The organism is Catalinimonas locisalis (genome assembly GCF_038039535.1).
Taxonomy (GTDB): Bacteria; Bacteroidota; Bacteroidia; order Cytophagales; family Cyclobacteriaceae; genus Catalinimonas.
This window is the reverse complement of record NZ_JBBPHP010000032.1, coordinates 16,992-33,315: the sequence shown is the minus strand read 5'-3', so window position 1 is coordinate 33,315 and position 16,324 is coordinate 16,992. Positions and strand designations below refer to the sequence as shown.

Below are 16,324 nucleotides of genomic sequence, written 5' to 3'. Positions count from 1 at the left end.
ATTATGCTAAAAGAACATTACGGTATCATCCGAAAGCTGTGCCGTGGATATGCTAATTCTACAGAGGACTTTGAAGATAATGTACAGGAAGTCTGCTATCAGCTCTGGAAATCCATAGAGAAATTTGAGGGAAGGTCAAAATCAGGAACCTGGGTGTATAGATTGACTTTAAATGTATGTCTGTATAACCTGAATAAAAGAAAAAAGAGAATTGAGCATCCAGCTGAAAATGTGCTAATCTCAAGAATTATTGATAAGCAGACTCAACCCTATGACTCAGACAGTCCAGTGAATATCCTGTATCAATCCATAGCTTTGTTGAAACCCATTGATCGGGCCATTATCATGCTTTACCTGGAAAAAAAAGAACATGCCCAAATTGCTGAAGTCGTGGGATTGAGCCTTTCAAATATTGGCGTGAAAATCAATAGAATTAAAAAACAATTAAAAAAAATAGTTGATGAAAGATCTGCAAGCCTTATGGAGTGAAATCCAGGAGAAGACCTTGGAAGAAGATGAAATCAGCGCTATAGCAAACAAAAAATCAGTCTCTGAATTAGAGCGTTTCAAACATCTTTTATGGATTGAATTATATAGCTCCTGGGCCTTAGTCGTTGCCCTTTTCTTTTTTTATGAAGCTGTAGGAGATGAAATCACTCTGCTGATCTGTATCACTGTATTGCTTGGCTCATTGTTAAACCTCATCACCTTAAAAAAGCTTCAAAAGTTGCAGTTGCTAGAGGATGTGAAGAGCTTTCTAAAAAAAATCATAAAAGTGTTATGGTCATTTGTGATTGGATTCATTGTAAGCATTCAAATGGTGGGAGTTATTGTCATTATTACTGTCAAAATCTTACGACAGGATCTCATGCCCTGGGCCGAATGGTTTTCTACTGCGGAAGGTATTTCCGTAATCATTGTACTTTTTATTATTGAAGTGGTGCTGTTATCCTATGCCTGGATATTTTATGTAAGAAGGATCCATTCCCTGAAGAAACTTCTGGAGGAAATGAATCAATAAGGCCTCCGGTTTAGAATGGAAAACAGAACATTATAGCTTTAGGGGGCTTACACCCATTCTTGTTTAAAACAGATTGTTAAAGTGTAACAGCCAAATTGAAGCAGATACCAATTAGGTTTAAAAATCACTTATATAAGTTGTCTTTACTAATTGTTTAAAACCATTCTTTTTGCACTTTCTTCTATTAGGGAAAACTATTATTGAGAAGTTGTTTCTGAATAAAACTCTTCTAGCATTATTTTTTTATGCTGATCATATAGAAGAACAAGGGTATTTTCAGGTATGTTTTCCCCTCCAAGGCAGGCATAAGATAAGAACCGAAATCGCTCCGACTTCTCTTCAATTGTTTGATAATAAGAAAAGTCAAACAAATAAAAATCAGGCTGTGGAAATCCTCCAACATTGTATGCATACATTACCGGTCCATCTATTATGATTGCATAGGTATCTCGTTGTGAATTTAGGGCCGTATCAGCCTGAATAAGCCCCTCTAAGCGATGCAAATAGACTGAAGCCATCTTTGGATCTTCCCATACCGTTTCAGCTAAATACAAGCCTTTAGAGAAAGGAATGTCATTCTGAACAATATTCTTTATAAAATCAGCAGCACCTTTAGGCTTATTCGGATGTGAGTGAAGTGCCTGCATCAGCATATACGTTTTTATAGCTATTCACTATTGATTTCACTTCAGATTTAATAGTATCTAAATTTTGCTTGATGACAATATCTCTGTCTTTCACAGGCTTATTGTCTTTCCGGTGTAAGAATTCCACGAAAGGTTCTAAGGTGTACAGAGTGCGGAATCGATGTCTCTTAAATTTGGCAAAGAAATAGTTTTGCGCTTCATCTGTGGATCTACCAACAAATTCCCCCTTTTTCAGTGTTTGTACCTCTTCAGGTTTAACTATTGCTCTTTCCTGCACACTAAATCCATGGCTTAAATTTCCCTGATCATATTTGTGGTAACTAGTACCTTCATTCTTAGAAATTATTTCTCTTTCCTCTTTACCGATAGTCTCACTTACAATCTTTGCCGTTTGAGGAAGGTTGGTCCTTCCGAAATACATATTGTTCATATTGGCAATGATGGTTTGTGCTTTTTGCAACCCATATTTTTCAACTAGCATTGCTGTATCTTGAGCAATTAAAACCATTGCGATTTTATTGGATCTTGCTACAGCTCCAATATGATCCAAATCATCCAGATAAAGTGTAGTGGCTTCATCCAGCATAAGAAAACTTTTATGCTTACCTTCAACATTCATCTGTTGTAATGCTACTGTAAAAATACAGCTTATCACTGGAGCAAGCGACTTCCTGATTTGAGGACTCATCCCAATGGAAAGCAGTTTCGGGTCTTCCGGATTATTAATATCCAGATCAAAGTCATTGCCGGACAGTATCCATGCCAATTTAGGTGTGTTCAAACGTGCAATTACATTTTGCAATGACGCCACCTGCCCTCCTAACTGACGATCTGCTTTGGTGTCCAATGAGGTAACGATGCTGCGGATGTAGTCTGCACTTGTATCTTCGCTCAACAGCATGGAAAATACATGCTGGTAATCCTGGTACAAAATAGTATTGAAAACATGAGGTAATGTGCATTGTTCAGGATGCTTAACCTTGTAAAACCAGATTATAGCTGTAAACCAGTTGATAGCACTACGGGTAAAAAAGTTTCCGTTATGTTTGACCGAACTTAGATCCAGGTTATTGTAAATGCTGGTGGCAATTTCTTCAGCATAACTTACGTCTTTGATATAATCTGCTCTGATAGGATTTACCCTATGGCAGCGGCTTATGCTTTCAAAGTCTAGCACATACAATGGTAACTTTGCCTTTCTCTTATTTTGAATAAGTATGGTGTTTAATTCATTTGTTAGTGTCGGAAATTTATAGTCGTACAAGATCCCACAAAATCCCTTTTCAATAAATTGAGACATATAAGGACGGACCACTGATTCTGTTTTTCCCGATCCGGAACCGGCAATGACAATGGTATGGCGAAATGGTTCAGTGATGTTTACCCATCCCCTACCCTTAGTCTTAAGATTAACAGAATCAGGGTTGTTGATTTTCTTCCTTTTTACCAGACTTCCAAGTTTTTGTTCTTTGGTGGGAAATAAAAAACTACATAATGGAAGAAAGATGAATACACCGACAACAGAAGCTGGATACCCAAATACAAAAGATAACGACATTTTTTCAATATTGAGAAAAGTATAAGCGCTGCCAATAGTGAAAAAAAATGCTAACCACTGTATGCCCTTGTGTATTATTAGCTCTTGATATTTTGGGCCACTATAGCGTGGCATTCTTGAGCTGATAGTAGCCATCACGAAGTAACTAAAAAGTAATATAATTCTGAGTGGTATAATAAGTTTCTCTAAAATCCCAAGAGGCTTAACCAACCAATTAGCTAAATCCCCATGAAAATGAACCAATAAGTAATAATCAACGCCTAATAGCAATAAGCTTATCAACAGGAAAAAAAATGCTATCTGGAGCAATTGTCTTGACAAAAACATATTTACGACATTTCATTTTGATCCTCTCCCCTACCCTTCTCTTTTGATTTTTTCATTTGCTTTCGCTCATCATCCAGCACGAGTGTTTCTTTGATAGCTATGGAACCACCACGAATGCTTCCCAAAGCATTAAGCATCTGTGATGCTGTCATACCCTCACTCCTACCCTTTGAATATGTAGGTAGCCCATGCTCATTGCCTGATGCTAATATAGATTCCTGAGATTGAGTTTTGGAATCACCAAGTTTACCTAAATATTCTTCCTGCTTCTGATCTCTTCCGTGCTTTACGAAAAAATAAGGATCATGTGAGTAGTCTCCTTTTGTAAACCTGTACTTGAGCTTTGTCAAATTTATAAAAAATGCCCTGCTATAACTGCACTCATACCCAATTTCCTTCAACCGTCCTGCCTCAACCTTCTCGTCACCTAAATGTTGGTTGATTTGTTCAGCAGTGTTTTCAATCTTCTGGTGAAAGTAGATGTGTTCAGTTGTGCTATATTTTTGATAAAAGCCCTTGCTTATGGTTTCATGCTTATAACCATACATCTGTTGAAAATCCTTTGCGCACTTTTCCTGAAACTTTTTGATGTAGAATGTAGATTGCCTGGACCGCGGATTAAGAACGTTTTCCTGTTTCGCATCCATACGACTAACAATAATATGAGCATGTTTATGGAAGCCGGGCTTTTTTTCTCCTGCAATAAATTGCGCTGACTGATACTTTTTGCTTTCCCTTTCTTCAGCCCTGTTTATTATTTTTGAAATCTCTATTTGATCATTAGGATTACTACTCTTACTTAAAGTATTTACCCTCTGAGCTTCTTTGACCGACAATAATTGCCCACTTTTCAAATCCAGGTTTTTTATCTCTCTGTCTTTATGAAGCGTCGCATACCATACTAAATCATTTGATCTAAAATTGCTTCTGTTCTTAAGCTGAAAATTAGCAGCATAATTATTCATGACTCGTCTTACATATTCTTTTAACTTCTCATCCTTATTATCAATATGCAATAACTCTTCCTCAGCTGGGCTCACTATTATTGAGTAGAATTTCTCTTCAGATGGTTTTAATTTTTTACTATTTTCATCAATTTCAACCTCTACTTCATGAGCAGAAATTTTATCGTTTTTATGATTAAAAAAAACACCTTCATCCTCATCTCCCAACATAGAATCATGACTTAGATATGAAATCAGCTGGTTTACGGATCCATTATTTTGATAAATTTTATTACCATCTTTATTAGTTTGGATGATCTTTATATACATGAATTAATTTATTTTTTTATATATGATTTTAAAGTTTCTTCCACATATTCAGCTATTTCTCTCTGCATTTTTTCCTTAAATTCAGGCTCTATTAGTTTTTCAATCAAGATATTAATTTGAGCCTCTTGCAATAACTTAGTTCTGATCATCTCTTCAGTTATTTTCATTAAAACATTATTCTCTTGATCTTCAATCTTATTTAACATCTTATCAGAACTTTGCTTCATTATTTGTACTAAATCAAATTCTTTCCCAGGATCATATGTAGCTGGATTAATTTTCCTTGTCACAAAAAAAACAAGTGCATCTTGAACATAATCTTTAATCTTCATATCTAAACGATCAGCCTCCTCTCCCACTTTTTCTCTCATTGTTTTACTCACTGTTACTACATACCGGTTAGACATAATAATTTGTATTTGTTGACTTAATTATATTGAATATCAGTACTTTATGATATAAAAGCAACACATATTAATAAATTAGCACTTAGAGCCCCTCATAAGGCATTCATAATCAGAGATTTAAGTATTTGATATTTTATTTATTTATTTTACTTCTAGCTAAGATTTGAGATAACTCATTATATTTAATTAATTTGCATCTACTATATAATTATCTAATTAGATAATTAAGTTAGTGTTTAACATTATAGTTTTATAATTATACGGTTTTTTGATTAAAAAATTATTTAGTTATGTTATTTTATCATTGTTGCATTAGATAATTATTTGTTTATATAACTGTTCATTAATGTAATTAAATAAGGATATTATATTTTAATTGTATAATTTTATAACTTAATAACTAAGAAACTATATAGTTTTATAAGTATATCATTTAGTAATTACATGATGATAATATTATATACTTTTATTATTACTTAGTATTTTAGTTTTATAATCATATTATTGTATAAGTTTATTATTAGTTAATTACTTATTTATATAATAAAATAATTGTAATATTTTATAATTACATAGTTATAAACCTATTTCATTTTTTAATTAGAGAGTGATATTATTATTTAATTTTTTAGCTTTATAATTGTATCATAGAATCAGCATATTAGTATATGCGTATATAACTTATTAATTAGAATATTTTATAATTATATCAGCAATTCACCTATGGATATATTTTTAATTTCAGCACAAAAGGGGGGGGCGGGGAAATCTACCTTAACAGCTCTAATATCAAACTCCTTAGCAGTCGATTTTAAGAAAAAAGTTTTGGTAATTGATGGAGATGAACAAGGTACAATTTCAGACTTTAGAGAAGCTGACGAGTTAGAATTTGAAGAATTTCCCTATGAAGTTAAGAAGCTTCCCACCAAAGAGGTCGCTGAATACCTAGATAATCTAGAAGACCAATATGACGTCGTTTTTGTAGATCTACAGGGAAGTACAAGTGATAATGATATATTAGAGATAATGATGCTAGCAAACAGAGTGTTGCTGCCCATTATCGCCAGAAAAGCAGATCTATACAGTACCCTTAATTATGTTGAGACTATTCGGAAAATAGAAACTTACAAAAGAGAGGAAGAAGAAGACACTGATTTTTTATTATTTGCCATGCTAAACCAGAAAAGAGGGAGAATAGAAGAAAAGGCCATGCGTGATTATTGCAAAGAAGTAGGAGTAAACATTTTTGAAAGTGGACTGCGGGATTTGGTAGCATACGCCAGATGGAACACATATGAAAGTTATATGTCCAGCGATAACTCAGATTTGAGCGCGGTGAGAGAAGAGTTCTCCGCATTTATGAATGAATTTGTGAAAAAGTATAAACTGTAACATTATGAATAAGCAAAGTATTATAGCGAATGTAAATCCAAAGAAAAAAAAGACTAACAGAAAAGCTGCTGCTGCCAAACTTAGGGAAGAGTCATTTAACCAGGCTTATCAAAAAAACAAAGAAGAAAAAAACGAAGGTGAGCATATTCAGTCTGATCAGGTTACAAATCAGTCAAATGAAGAAACATCATCTGAAATTCAAAAAGATGAGGTAGCTACATCAAACAATTATGCTGAAATAGCTCCTGAGAAGCCTCAGGAAGAGACATCTCCCACTTCTAAAGCCTTAGAGTCATCTCAACCTAAGAAAAAGGCTAAGAGAGGCCCTAAAAAGAAAAAGAGAGAAGAAGGGGAAGGAGAGATAACGTATACTACTATTTCAGTCCCGCAGAATGTCTCTAAAGTTGTAAAACTAGCTTCTACATTAATGGAAGCTAATAAGTTAGACTTTACAACGGAAGCTGTAAGGTACTATATTAAACATCTAAAAAAATCAGGTAAACTTCCTGATATGCCAGTACTTGATCTTTAAGCTTTGATTTTATTCAGGGCTTTTTTGGTTCCCTTGCCCGTTACCTTATGGATTAAGCTGAATCTAATGAGATTAAAACCTACAATTAAAAATTTCATGGTTCATATTTTTCAATCAGCTGACTTAACTCTCTCACCATTTTGCGATACTTCTCTACTTCTGTTTTAAGTTGTTCATTCTCAGCTTTTAATCCATCTGTAGATCGTAGATTAGATTCACCCTGATCAAAAAGCCACCAATTTAAGTCAAGCTCAGGAATCATCTGCTTGACTTTAATGATGGTTTCGCAGGAAGGTAATTGAGACCCATCCCGAATTCTGTAAAGAGTTTCGGGCTTCATGCCGGTTATTGTGGCAAGGCGGTTAGCGCTTAATTTTCTGGTAGAAAGTTGTTCCTCCAATTTTTGTCCTATTTGACGGACAATCTTCTCACGTTGTGCATCTAATTCCTCGGCTGCTTTCTGATCTTGGCGTATATCCTGGCTCATATTTTTAGGCACAAGATATGGAATTCTGGTTAAATGCTGATTCTTCAAATCAAATCAAGACTTTTAAAACTTTTCTGTAAAACCGGAGCCATAATGGCTCCAAAAATTTTTTAGAAAAGAGGGGGGAAGCTTCCCCCTTATTAGTTTAATTTAGGTGAGTAATAGACCGGCAGTAACTGTAAGCTCTATCGTTGATATCTGCCATGCTACCTAATGCATTTCCAAATGTTTTCTCTTTGGTTTTTTTCACATGCGTTGTAAAGTGAGTAAAACCATTAAACAATCCCCATACGTTTTTACCTAAATCAAAACACTCTCTGTGAATACTGGCAATAGCTTGATCGTAAAGGTTCTTTTTACGGGTGCTAACCTTTTCATTTGACGAAATATTCATCACTTCTGCAATTGCTTCATCAATAGTAGATAATTCTATCGGCACATTCACAAAGCGTTCAAACTCCTGATACATGAGTTTATTTTGTTGTAAGTAGGTATCAAAACTTCGCAATAGTTTATCAATTCTCGTTTTACTGTTACTGGTATGGCTTACGCTGAAGTGTTGATTTCTTTTTGTAAATTGATTGCTGCAACGAAGCATCATTGTTGTATTTCCAATCCAAAATCCACTGCTGTAATCATGGGAATTACCAATCAATAAATAATCATTCAGTTTGTGACCAGCGATTTCATTTTCTTCAGGGTTCTGTAAAAATGCTAGTACTTTTTTCCCTTTTTGAAATGTATCAAATCCGGCAATTTCAAAACCTGTTTCCGAAGCTAATTTTTCTGCACACTCTTTTAACATTTGGTTTGGGGTAGGGGTGTAGGAGCCTTTACAGATATTTAAACAGGTCTTATCGTCATTGCGGCGGATTGACTTCCATTCAGGAATAACATTACCTTCCGCATCATAAATGGCGTGCTCTTCTACTTCCCAACTAAGTGTAGAATTTAATACAGCTTCTTTGCCTTGCTCATAATTGTATGTTTTTACTATATTTGCCATTGGTAAACTAATTTTGGGCTTATTGCCCAGGTTAAACATAGGGGTAGGTGCCACTGCGAATGGCAATTACCCCTTTTTACTTATATTTAGATTAATGGATAAATTTCATAAATTTTGACGGTAGCTCCTTCTTTGCTCTTCACCTTCTCCTCACATACAAACTGAATTTCTACAGGAGTACCCAAAGGTACTTCAGCACGTTGAAAAGCGTTGATTAATTGCTTACCAAAATTGATATACAAGCCCTCTGAACCTATCCATCTAACAGCCTGACGTTTACTAGTCAACACTTCACCGCTTTCTTTGTCAATGCTAGAAACCTCTAGCTCATGTATACCCTCATAAAAGCCCTGCGTTTTTGTATCTACCAAAGCCATTTCAAGATACTGTTCTCTATCTTTTCCTTTTTTCTTTTCGGCATTTTTCATAACATCCTGCAAAGAAGTTTTAAACTCATAATACTTAGGTACGATAGAGACTTTCCCTTTCTTATTTTTTAGATCTTCTGCTTCACTTACCAGACGTTGGTACTCTTCAAAGTCGTAAGTACTAGCTTGTACCTGTAACTCGCCTTCCTCGTGCTGGTCAGCTACTGGATGTTTAGTGTTTGTTTGAACATCCTCATGTACTTCTGGAATCTGGGTGTTTTCTTCAAATTGATTCATGGTAAACTATTTATTTGGTTAAACATAAATTACTCATTAGTAAAAATTGGGAGTTCAGCTTCGCTATTTTAGATTATCCTTTACTATCATAATCGCTTTACTTATCACCGAATCAATACATAAATATATGATAATATAGGTTAAATATCAAGCTAAAAAAGGAAACAATAAGCTTTTTATTAAATTAAATATGATAAAAAAGGATAACTATTTTAACTGAAATGATCCAGTTGGAATACCTTTTGCATTTTTTTCCCTTTTGTTTTATCGTCTCCCGGCTTAGGGATGGAGTGTTTGTTTGAGCTCGTGTTGGTTTGTGGGTATGCCAGCGAGTCACGAGAGCCCGACCCTTGTGGGAAGCCCACTCAACTATCTCATATTGGATAGTATTTGTACACTGCCGAACATATCAATTCATACCAAAAGAAGAAAATATAGGTTTGAATCCAATAACTGTAAAGCCCCTAGAAAAGTGTAATATTTGTGTTCTTATATAGGGTTTATAGTACCTGCAATTTTCAAAGTGAAATTTACAGTGCGTTTTGAATATTTTAAATTCCAATTTCTTTATCCTGCTGTCTAGCCAAGCTTTTGGTATGCCCTGGCTGTTGGGAGCTCATTTTATCTTCAATAGAAATATAGGTATCTATTTCCTGGTCGTTGAGGTGGGGATAGTTTTTGTAGTAGTGCAGCTTCCGTGACATTTCCTCATGTGCCGGGTTACCAGCGATCTTTTGCTGCAAAGCATCTATTTGATGATTATATCGTTTCTGTGTAGCCATAAATCCATCTACTTTATCAACACCTCTATTTTCCTGGGGTTCAGCCTCAAGCTTTTGGGTGTTTGGAGCCTGGTTTTTGACGTAATTGTCTGCTTCCTGAATTGCTTGCTGTCTTTTATCATTTTTTTCATAAACTTGATTGATTCTTTTTTTGATTGTTTCAGGGGTATCCTTTGATTGCAGGGATTTTTCCTGTTTTTTATTCAGTACTGCATTATCTTCAACATCCTGCGTTTTTTCTGCCACAAATGCTTTGTCAAATTGCTTGCTACCTGCATGATTACCCAGTTGCATTTCCAATTTTTTATCATTGTTGATGAAAGCTACTTCTTTTAAAGAAAATTCTACCTTCTTACCCTCTATGGTTCGCTCAATAAAATAGGAGGGAAGGTACTGTTTTTGATCTTTAGTAAGCTCTCTATATTTTTTATGCTCTAATACTATTTCAAGCTCAGGACTGGCTTTGGTCTTGCTTTCCAGCTGTACTTGACGAGGATTATTCATTGTCCGGTCTAAAAGTCTTGTCCGATAAAGTGCCGTAGCATAAAGGTCAGCATTCCAGTCTTTAAATTGAGATTTTTCTATTCTGGTGGGGGTATTACCGGATTGCAGCTTCTCCCGATATTTTTCATCATACTGATGACCAGCTTTATCATTATCGTTGGCTAATACAATCTCTTTTGGTTGTAATTCATTTACCTTAGATTGAATAACCTCCAGTTGTTTATGAGATGGGTTGCCTGCAGTAGCCAGATATACTGTATTATGGTTCTGCTGTGAGTCTCCATGAAGTTGATGATAACTCATGGCATCAATTGGATGTTCCGTAATCACCAGTTGATCCACTTCCTTTCCTGGCATGCTTGGATGAGAAATCCACACTCCGCTTTTTTCACCCAATATTCTTTCTTTACCATTTCCCTTCATAGACAAACCTGTTGGCTTACCCTGTTCATTTTCCAGAGGGAATACAACCCATTTGTCATCAGAAACTTCATTCAGTTTTATTTTGCCTTTGAAAGCAGAATGATGAAGAGTAGCAGAAGAGAGCAGCCGCTTTTCCAGGTATTCATCATCCAATCCGGATGGATATTCTTTTGCAATTTTTTCCACCATATACTGCCGGCGTTCATCTGTATTCTTTTCTTCATGGACAGGTACAGTTTGTTGTTGTCTCACTGTAGGTACATAACCTTGTTGAAAATCCCTGAGTGTAAGCCTGGCTTCATTCAATGATTTTTGCTCTCTGCTCATCACAAAGTCTATCACGGTGCCTTTATCATCATTGTCAAACTGGTTCACGTAGTAATTGGGGACACCATACTTACTGTTTCTGGGAATATATATTTTATCGCCATTTTCCTGATTAGAATAAGCTCTGTAGCGAGCTGTATCCCTGGTTTTATCCAAAGTATAACCTGAGGTTTCCAGATAGTCACGAATGTCAATATTCTCTTTATAATAGTTTAGTTCATCGCGAAATGATGAGTATTCCATAGAAGTTCCATTTTATAGAGTTCATGATTGAGGTACCACTCGCTTTAGAAAATGTGATCACACACTAACTTTTTTTAGTGATTTTTTTGACCTCAATAATTTTTTGATACCTTGCAAATAATTTCAATAGTATTTATTGAAATGTGGAACATATATAAGAAAAAAGTAAGGAATTGCCATAACCTGAAGAGAATTTGTTACCGCTGTTCTGATGAAGACCTGGGGAAACAGAAAATCTCAGCTAAGGACAAGCATAGAAAAGCTTATGCGAAAATCTTTCAGGAGAAGGCGCATTCCAATATGAAAGAACGGCTTAAAACTTTTCATCAATTTCAATCACAACTTAAACAGCAACATCATGAAGAAACTTCTGATTAGTATCTCTGAAAAGGGGAAAATCAAATCTTTCTCCCGCACATTACTGGCATTCAGCTTTTTAATGTTAACTCTTTCAACAGCTGCACATGCGCAAGGCATAGTAGCAGGTGCCAATCGTATTTCCCAAACCATCATCCAACTGATCAACATTGCTTTTCCAGTGGCCTGCGGATTGGCTCTGATAGCAGTTATCTGGTTTGTTTTTACAAAAAATCCTCAGTGGAAGGATTATACCATCGGCCTCTTCATCGGCTTACTGCTCTGGGGCGCTTATACTACTTATAAGGATGAAATATTTAGCTACTTTGGTGGTACAGACCAATTTTCAGTTCAAGGAATTAATGGGGGCAATTAATTTCAGATATGAAAAGCTTTAAGAGACTTGATAAACCGACAGGAATATTTGGAATCTCTTTTGAAGACTGGGGAGTATTTCTATCGGTTTCTATGGTACTATTTTTTGTAGTGAACCTGCTGCGTAACTGGATCGTATTGCCCAAATTGGTATACCCGATCATACTGCTGGTTACAATTGTACTTTTCATTATGCTTAGGAGGTCCAACAAACAGAAAGCACCTATGTACTTACACAGTCGGGTAGCCTGGCTATTGACTCCTAAAAAACTTTACATCATACGACCAAACCTTTTTCAATATGATCAACCTCATCAACCGACCCAAAAGAAGAAGAGATGAACGTGATCTTAGAGAAGCTATCCCTATCTTTAGCTTTGAAAACAATAAAGTAGTATTTCGTGATGGCCATGTGGCAGTGGGGTTCCGTATCCATGCTGCCGAAATGGAAACTTGGTCAGCGGCACATTATGCTTCCTTTAATAATAGCCTGGCACAGCAGCTTTCCTCTTTTCCTGAAGAAGCAGTGCTACAGAAAACTGATGTTTACTATTTCGAGGAATACCAAGGTGACGCTGGTGCAAGAGAGTATTTCGAGCTAAAAACGCAACAACATTTTGCGCACAGTATGGTATTGCATCATAAAGGATATCTATTCATCAGTTTTCCACCTCAAAACAAAAAACGAAACAGCATACATCCCTTCAATACCCTTTTAATGGCATCAAAAAGCATGTTGGGCAATGCTTTCGGACAAATTGAGGAAGCTTTAGAGAAGGTGGAATTACAAGCTACTGAATTTATTAATGGTCTACAGGGGGTTCATGGTGTATCATTCAGCAGGATGAGAGAGGAAGAGCTTAAAATCATGTATTCCCAGTATTACACCCTAAATTTTGAAGAGGATAACCACCAAAATTTAGCTTGTGCAGTATCTGCAGATCTGGATGGCATACAAGTAGGAGAAAAGAGATTGAACCTGATCTCTATGCGGAGCAGGGGAAATTTTATAGAAGATGCCGTAATGAACGTGCATGGGGTTACCGCACCATATACTTACCTCTTAGGTAACTATATGCAAATACCCCATATCACAACGACAACTATAAAAATAGAAAACACAGAAAAGGAACTAAGCCGACTGGATCAGAACAGGTTCTGGAATTCTACCATGGATTGGATGGGTACACAAGACAATGATCTAGCGGGAGGTAATATAGAAGAGTTCACTGCGATGATACGAAATAGCAGTCAAAGGCTGGTTTCTGTTTCGGTCAATGTGATGATCTATGATTCAGATCAGGCCATACGTCAGAATTACCTGGAACAAGCTAAGCGGGATATGAGAAGCATTGCCAATTCTGAATGCATTGTAGAAAGCTCGGATACGTTGGCACTGTATTTTGCCAACACACCGGGCAACGCCTATAACAACTACCGGTGGATGCTGATGAGCGATGAAATGGCCTGCAAATATTTTAATTTTATAAGCAACACCCGCAGTGCCACACATGGGGATATGCTATGTGACCGTTTTAGAAACCCCGTACAGGTAAACTTCTTTAATACCAGCCTTACCAACCAAAATGCTATTATTGTAGGAGAGACTGGTGGGGGTAAATCCTTTACCAATGGATATTTTATGATTCAGCGCAAGGAACGTGGAGCCCGGCAGGTGATCATAGACGTAGGAGGCACTTACCGAAATACTTTGCTGATGCTTAATGGGGAACAATTTGAAGATACATACTTTGAATATGATCCTCAAAAGCCGATGGCTTTCGCTCCATTTCAGGTGACCCAGGATGAGCATGGAAAGTACATGTATGGTGATGATAAACTGGATTTCCTATTGAGCTTGCTGAGTACGATGTGGAAAGGAGTAGATGCTGTCAATTCTATTAAAAATATTGAGAAGAGTATCTTACTGGAAATTCTGATCAGCTACTATGCGCATATCAACGAACATAAGCTTCCCGCAAAGTTTAATACATTTTACGAGTTCTGTCAGGAACTTCGCAAAAGCGCTGCTCACAATGAAGATCTTAAGGCAGACTTTCAGTATTTTGACATTGTAGAGTTTCTTCGTGTGTTACGGCCTTTTTACAATGGCCCAATGAAAGAGTTGCTCAATGGAGAAAAGCAGAGAGATTTAAGCGAATATCCACTGATTTGCTTTGACTTGGCACGTATTCAGGAGAAAGAAATGATTTATCCCATTGTTACCCAACTTATTATCCAGTTGGTTCTTGATCAGTTAGACCGGTTTCCGGATGATGAAAAGTTTATCTACATAGATGAAGCATGGTCTATGCTGGAGGGCACCCTAGGAGACTTTATGCAGGCGATGTTTCGTACCATACGTAAATTGAATGGCTCTATTTGGATCATCACGCAGAATATAAACGACATAACAAGCAGTATTCATCATAAGGCTATCCTGGCCAATGCAGCGACTAAAGTAATTTTGCGGCATACAGACGCCAAGCTAGCTGAGGAAGCCGCTTCAGCACTGGGTTTTACTAATCATGCAAGGGAATTGTTGTTTTCTCTTAGGGATGGTGGAGATTTTAGAGATATTCTGGTCAAGATGGGAGAAGATGTTAGGGTATACGCCCTGGAAGCGCCTCCGCAACATGCGGCAGTACTTTCTTCCAAGCCCAAAGAAAGAAATGAGTTTAGAAGGCTAATGAAAAAATACGGTAGCCAGGCTTTGGCTTTAGAGGAATTTGTAGCACAGAAAATGTCAGTGGTCTAATGGAAGTTTTTGCAGATTGGCAATTAGAGAATATGGTGGCCAGACTAATGGCTCTATCCAATAAGGCTGCACTCAGTTTTGCTTCAGTATTGCTGGCATTGCGCATCTTTGTTGAAATTTTCAAAAGCTATACGTCCTATAGATTTAGGTTTACTATTCCTCAGTTTGTACCTATCCTATTGATAATTATTGGGCTTCTAACCTATAGAGAAATCATAACTATGATAGGTGATGCTTTTCTGGGTTTGGCAGAATATATCAGAGGAGAAGCTGAACTTTCATTCAGGCTCACCAATATATGGGAAGCATTAAAAGAAAAATTAGGGGTTGAAGAAGAAGAGCAAAGCATGTGGGAACTCGTCCAAAACTGGGCAGGCTACATTTCAGATCAAGCCAATCCTTTTGACTGGATTCAAAACTGGTGGGGTCTTGCTACAGCTCTAAGCTGGCAGGCTTTGAGTGTGCTTATTCGTGCCGGCATGATAGTTTTCAAAAATATAGTGTATGCATACATGCTCATTGTGGGACCGATTCCACTAGTACTGAGTCTGATTCCTGGTTTTCAGGGCATGGCAGCCCATTGGATAAAAAACTTCATAGTGGTATGCTACTGGAATGTGACGCTTGCTTTACTGGACGCGATCATGCAGGCCCTAAATGTTCAAATACTGGCTGATATCGCTTTTGGCGGTGACGAAGAAATGACCATTGGCTTACTTACGGCGCTCTCTGCTATTATGTACTTCTTTGTGCCTTATCTATCCTCTATGGCCATTGGTCAGACAGTTGTAGCCATGTCTGGATCCAAAATGGTTATGGCGCCTCTGGCCACAGCTGTAGGCGTTGGACGATTAGCGGCATCAGGAGGCACTTCAAAAGCCACAAGTGCAGCAACGAAGGCAGCTCACAAACCTATTATTCCCAGTGGGGGAGGAGGGGAGCGCAGTCCTTCAGGATTGGTCATGATGGGAACACAAAGAAATCCTGATGTCCATAAAAATTATACTGCCAGTCCAGTCCGTACAAGAAATGTCGTCTCTGGTAGCAACAGTACTCCTGGCAGAGTCTTTTATGGTTCAAGGCATACAAACCAGATTTCGCAGAGCCGCATGCTGGATGGAAAGCAAGCTGCCAGAATACAGTCCCCCTCGGTTAATGAAAACCTAAAGGCACCACGGACTTTACCGCCCAGTGAAACAAAGCCTAGATACTTAATCGGACCAAAAACGAAAAAATAGA

General features: G+C 37.0%; 16 protein-coding genes. 8 read left to right on the top strand and 8 right to left on the bottom strand.

Annotation, left to right across the window (positions count from 1 at the left end; all coding sequences use genetic code 11):
- The first annotated feature begins 3 nt into the window (after positions 1 to 3).
- Complete coding sequence (locus WJR50_RS25610; protein WP_341296157.1) at positions 4 to 489, top strand: RNA polymerase sigma factor; 486 nt, start codon at positions 4 to 6, stop codon at positions 487 to 489.
- Positions 461 to 1,021, top strand: a complete 561-nt coding sequence (locus WJR50_RS25605; protein WP_341296156.1) for a hypothetical protein — start codon at positions 461 to 463, stop codon at positions 1,019 to 1,021. Before WJR50_RS25610 ends, WJR50_RS25605 begins: the two co-directional genes overlap by 29 nt.
- A gap of 197 nt (positions 1,022 to 1,218) precedes the next feature.
- Here the strand turns inward: WJR50_RS25605 and WJR50_RS25600 are convergent, their stop codons facing one another.
- The 4 genes from WJR50_RS25600 to WJR50_RS25585 are packed head-to-tail and all read right to left on the bottom strand — an operon-like array spanning position 1,219 to position 5,198.
- Entirely contained in the window at positions 1,219 to 1,668 is a 450-nt protein-coding gene (locus tag WJR50_RS25600; RefSeq protein ID WP_341296155.1) for a hypothetical protein, read from the bottom strand.
- Entirely contained in the window at positions 1,640 to 3,553 is a 1,914-nt protein-coding gene (locus WJR50_RS25595; RefSeq protein ID WP_341296154.1) for a type IV secretory system conjugative DNA transfer family protein, read from the bottom strand. The genes WJR50_RS25600 and WJR50_RS25595 overlap by 29 nt, the downstream gene beginning before the upstream one ends.
- A gap of 2 nt (positions 3,554 to 3,555) precedes the next feature.
- A complete protein-coding gene (locus WJR50_RS25590; protein ID WP_341296153.1) occupies positions 3,556 to 4,827 on the bottom strand; it encodes a DUF5712 family protein in 1,272 nt (423 codons plus the stop codon).
- Between the two features lie 8 nt (positions 4,828 to 4,835).
- Positions 4,836 to 5,198: a hypothetical protein gene (locus WJR50_RS25585; RefSeq protein ID WP_341296152.1), complete on the bottom strand. Its 363-nt coding sequence runs from the start codon at positions 5,196 to 5,198 to the stop codon at positions 4,836 to 4,838.
- A gap of 759 nt (positions 5,199 to 5,957) precedes the next feature.
- On the opposite strand from WJR50_RS25585, the gene WJR50_RS25580 reads away from it, so the two are divergent.
- Positions 5,958 to 6,626: a ParA family protein gene (locus WJR50_RS25580; RefSeq protein WP_341296151.1), complete on the top strand. Its 669-nt coding sequence runs from the start codon at positions 5,958 to 5,960 to the stop codon at positions 6,624 to 6,626.
- Positions 6,627 to 6,630: 4 nt separating this feature from the next.
- Positions 6,631 to 7,158: a hypothetical protein gene (locus WJR50_RS25575; protein ID WP_341296150.1), complete on the top strand. Its 528-nt coding sequence runs from the start codon at positions 6,631 to 6,633 to the stop codon at positions 7,156 to 7,158.
- A 94-nt stretch (positions 7,159 to 7,252) separates the two neighbouring features.
- On the opposite strand, the gene WJR50_RS25570 is transcribed toward WJR50_RS25575, so the two are convergent.
- From WJR50_RS25570 to WJR50_RS25555, 4 genes are all read right to left on the bottom strand, one after another.
- A complete protein-coding gene (locus WJR50_RS25570) occupies positions 7,253 to 7,645 on the bottom strand; it encodes a hypothetical protein (RefSeq protein WP_341296149.1) in 393 nt (130 codons plus the stop codon).
- 145 nt (positions 7,646 to 7,790) lie between these two features.
- Positions 7,791 to 8,651: a DUF932 domain-containing protein gene (locus WJR50_RS25565; protein ID WP_341296148.1), complete on the bottom strand. Its 861-nt coding sequence runs from the start codon at positions 8,649 to 8,651 to the stop codon at positions 7,791 to 7,793.
- A gap of 86 nt (positions 8,652 to 8,737) precedes the next feature.
- Positions 8,738 to 9,316 (bottom strand): hypothetical protein, encoded by a 579-nt coding sequence (locus WJR50_RS25560; protein ID WP_341296147.1) that lies wholly within the window; start codon positions 9,314 to 9,316, stop codon positions 8,738 to 8,740.
- A 551-nt stretch (positions 9,317 to 9,867) separates the two neighbouring features.
- Positions 9,868 to 11,595, bottom strand: a complete 1,728-nt coding sequence (locus WJR50_RS25555; protein ID WP_341296146.1) for a toprim domain-containing protein — start codon at positions 11,593 to 11,595, stop codon at positions 9,868 to 9,870.
- A 358-nt stretch (positions 11,596 to 11,953) separates the two neighbouring features.
- Between WJR50_RS25555 and WJR50_RS25550 the strand changes: the two genes are divergently transcribed.
- The 4 genes from WJR50_RS25550 to WJR50_RS25535 are packed head-to-tail and all read left to right on the top strand — an operon-like array spanning position 11,954 to position 16,323.
- Positions 11,954 to 12,328, top strand: coding sequence for a hypothetical protein (locus WJR50_RS25550; protein WP_341296145.1), 375 nt, complete (start codon positions 11,954 to 11,956; stop codon positions 12,326 to 12,328).
- An 8-nt stretch (positions 12,329 to 12,336) separates the two neighbouring features.
- Positions 12,337 to 12,669, top strand: a complete 333-nt coding sequence (locus WJR50_RS25545) for a hypothetical protein (RefSeq protein ID WP_341296144.1) — start codon at positions 12,337 to 12,339, stop codon at positions 12,667 to 12,669.
- On the top strand, positions 12,629 to 15,085 hold the full coding sequence (locus tag WJR50_RS25540) for a VirB4 family type IV secretion system protein (protein WP_341296143.1): 2,457 nt from the start codon (positions 12,629 to 12,631) through the stop codon (positions 15,083 to 15,085). Before WJR50_RS25545 ends, WJR50_RS25540 begins: the two co-directional genes overlap by 41 nt.
- Entirely contained in the window at positions 15,085 to 16,323 is a 1,239-nt protein-coding gene (locus tag WJR50_RS25535; protein WP_341296142.1) for a hypothetical protein, read from the top strand. Before WJR50_RS25540 ends, WJR50_RS25535 begins: the two co-directional genes overlap by 1 nt.
- Position 16,324: the final 1 nt, after the last annotated feature.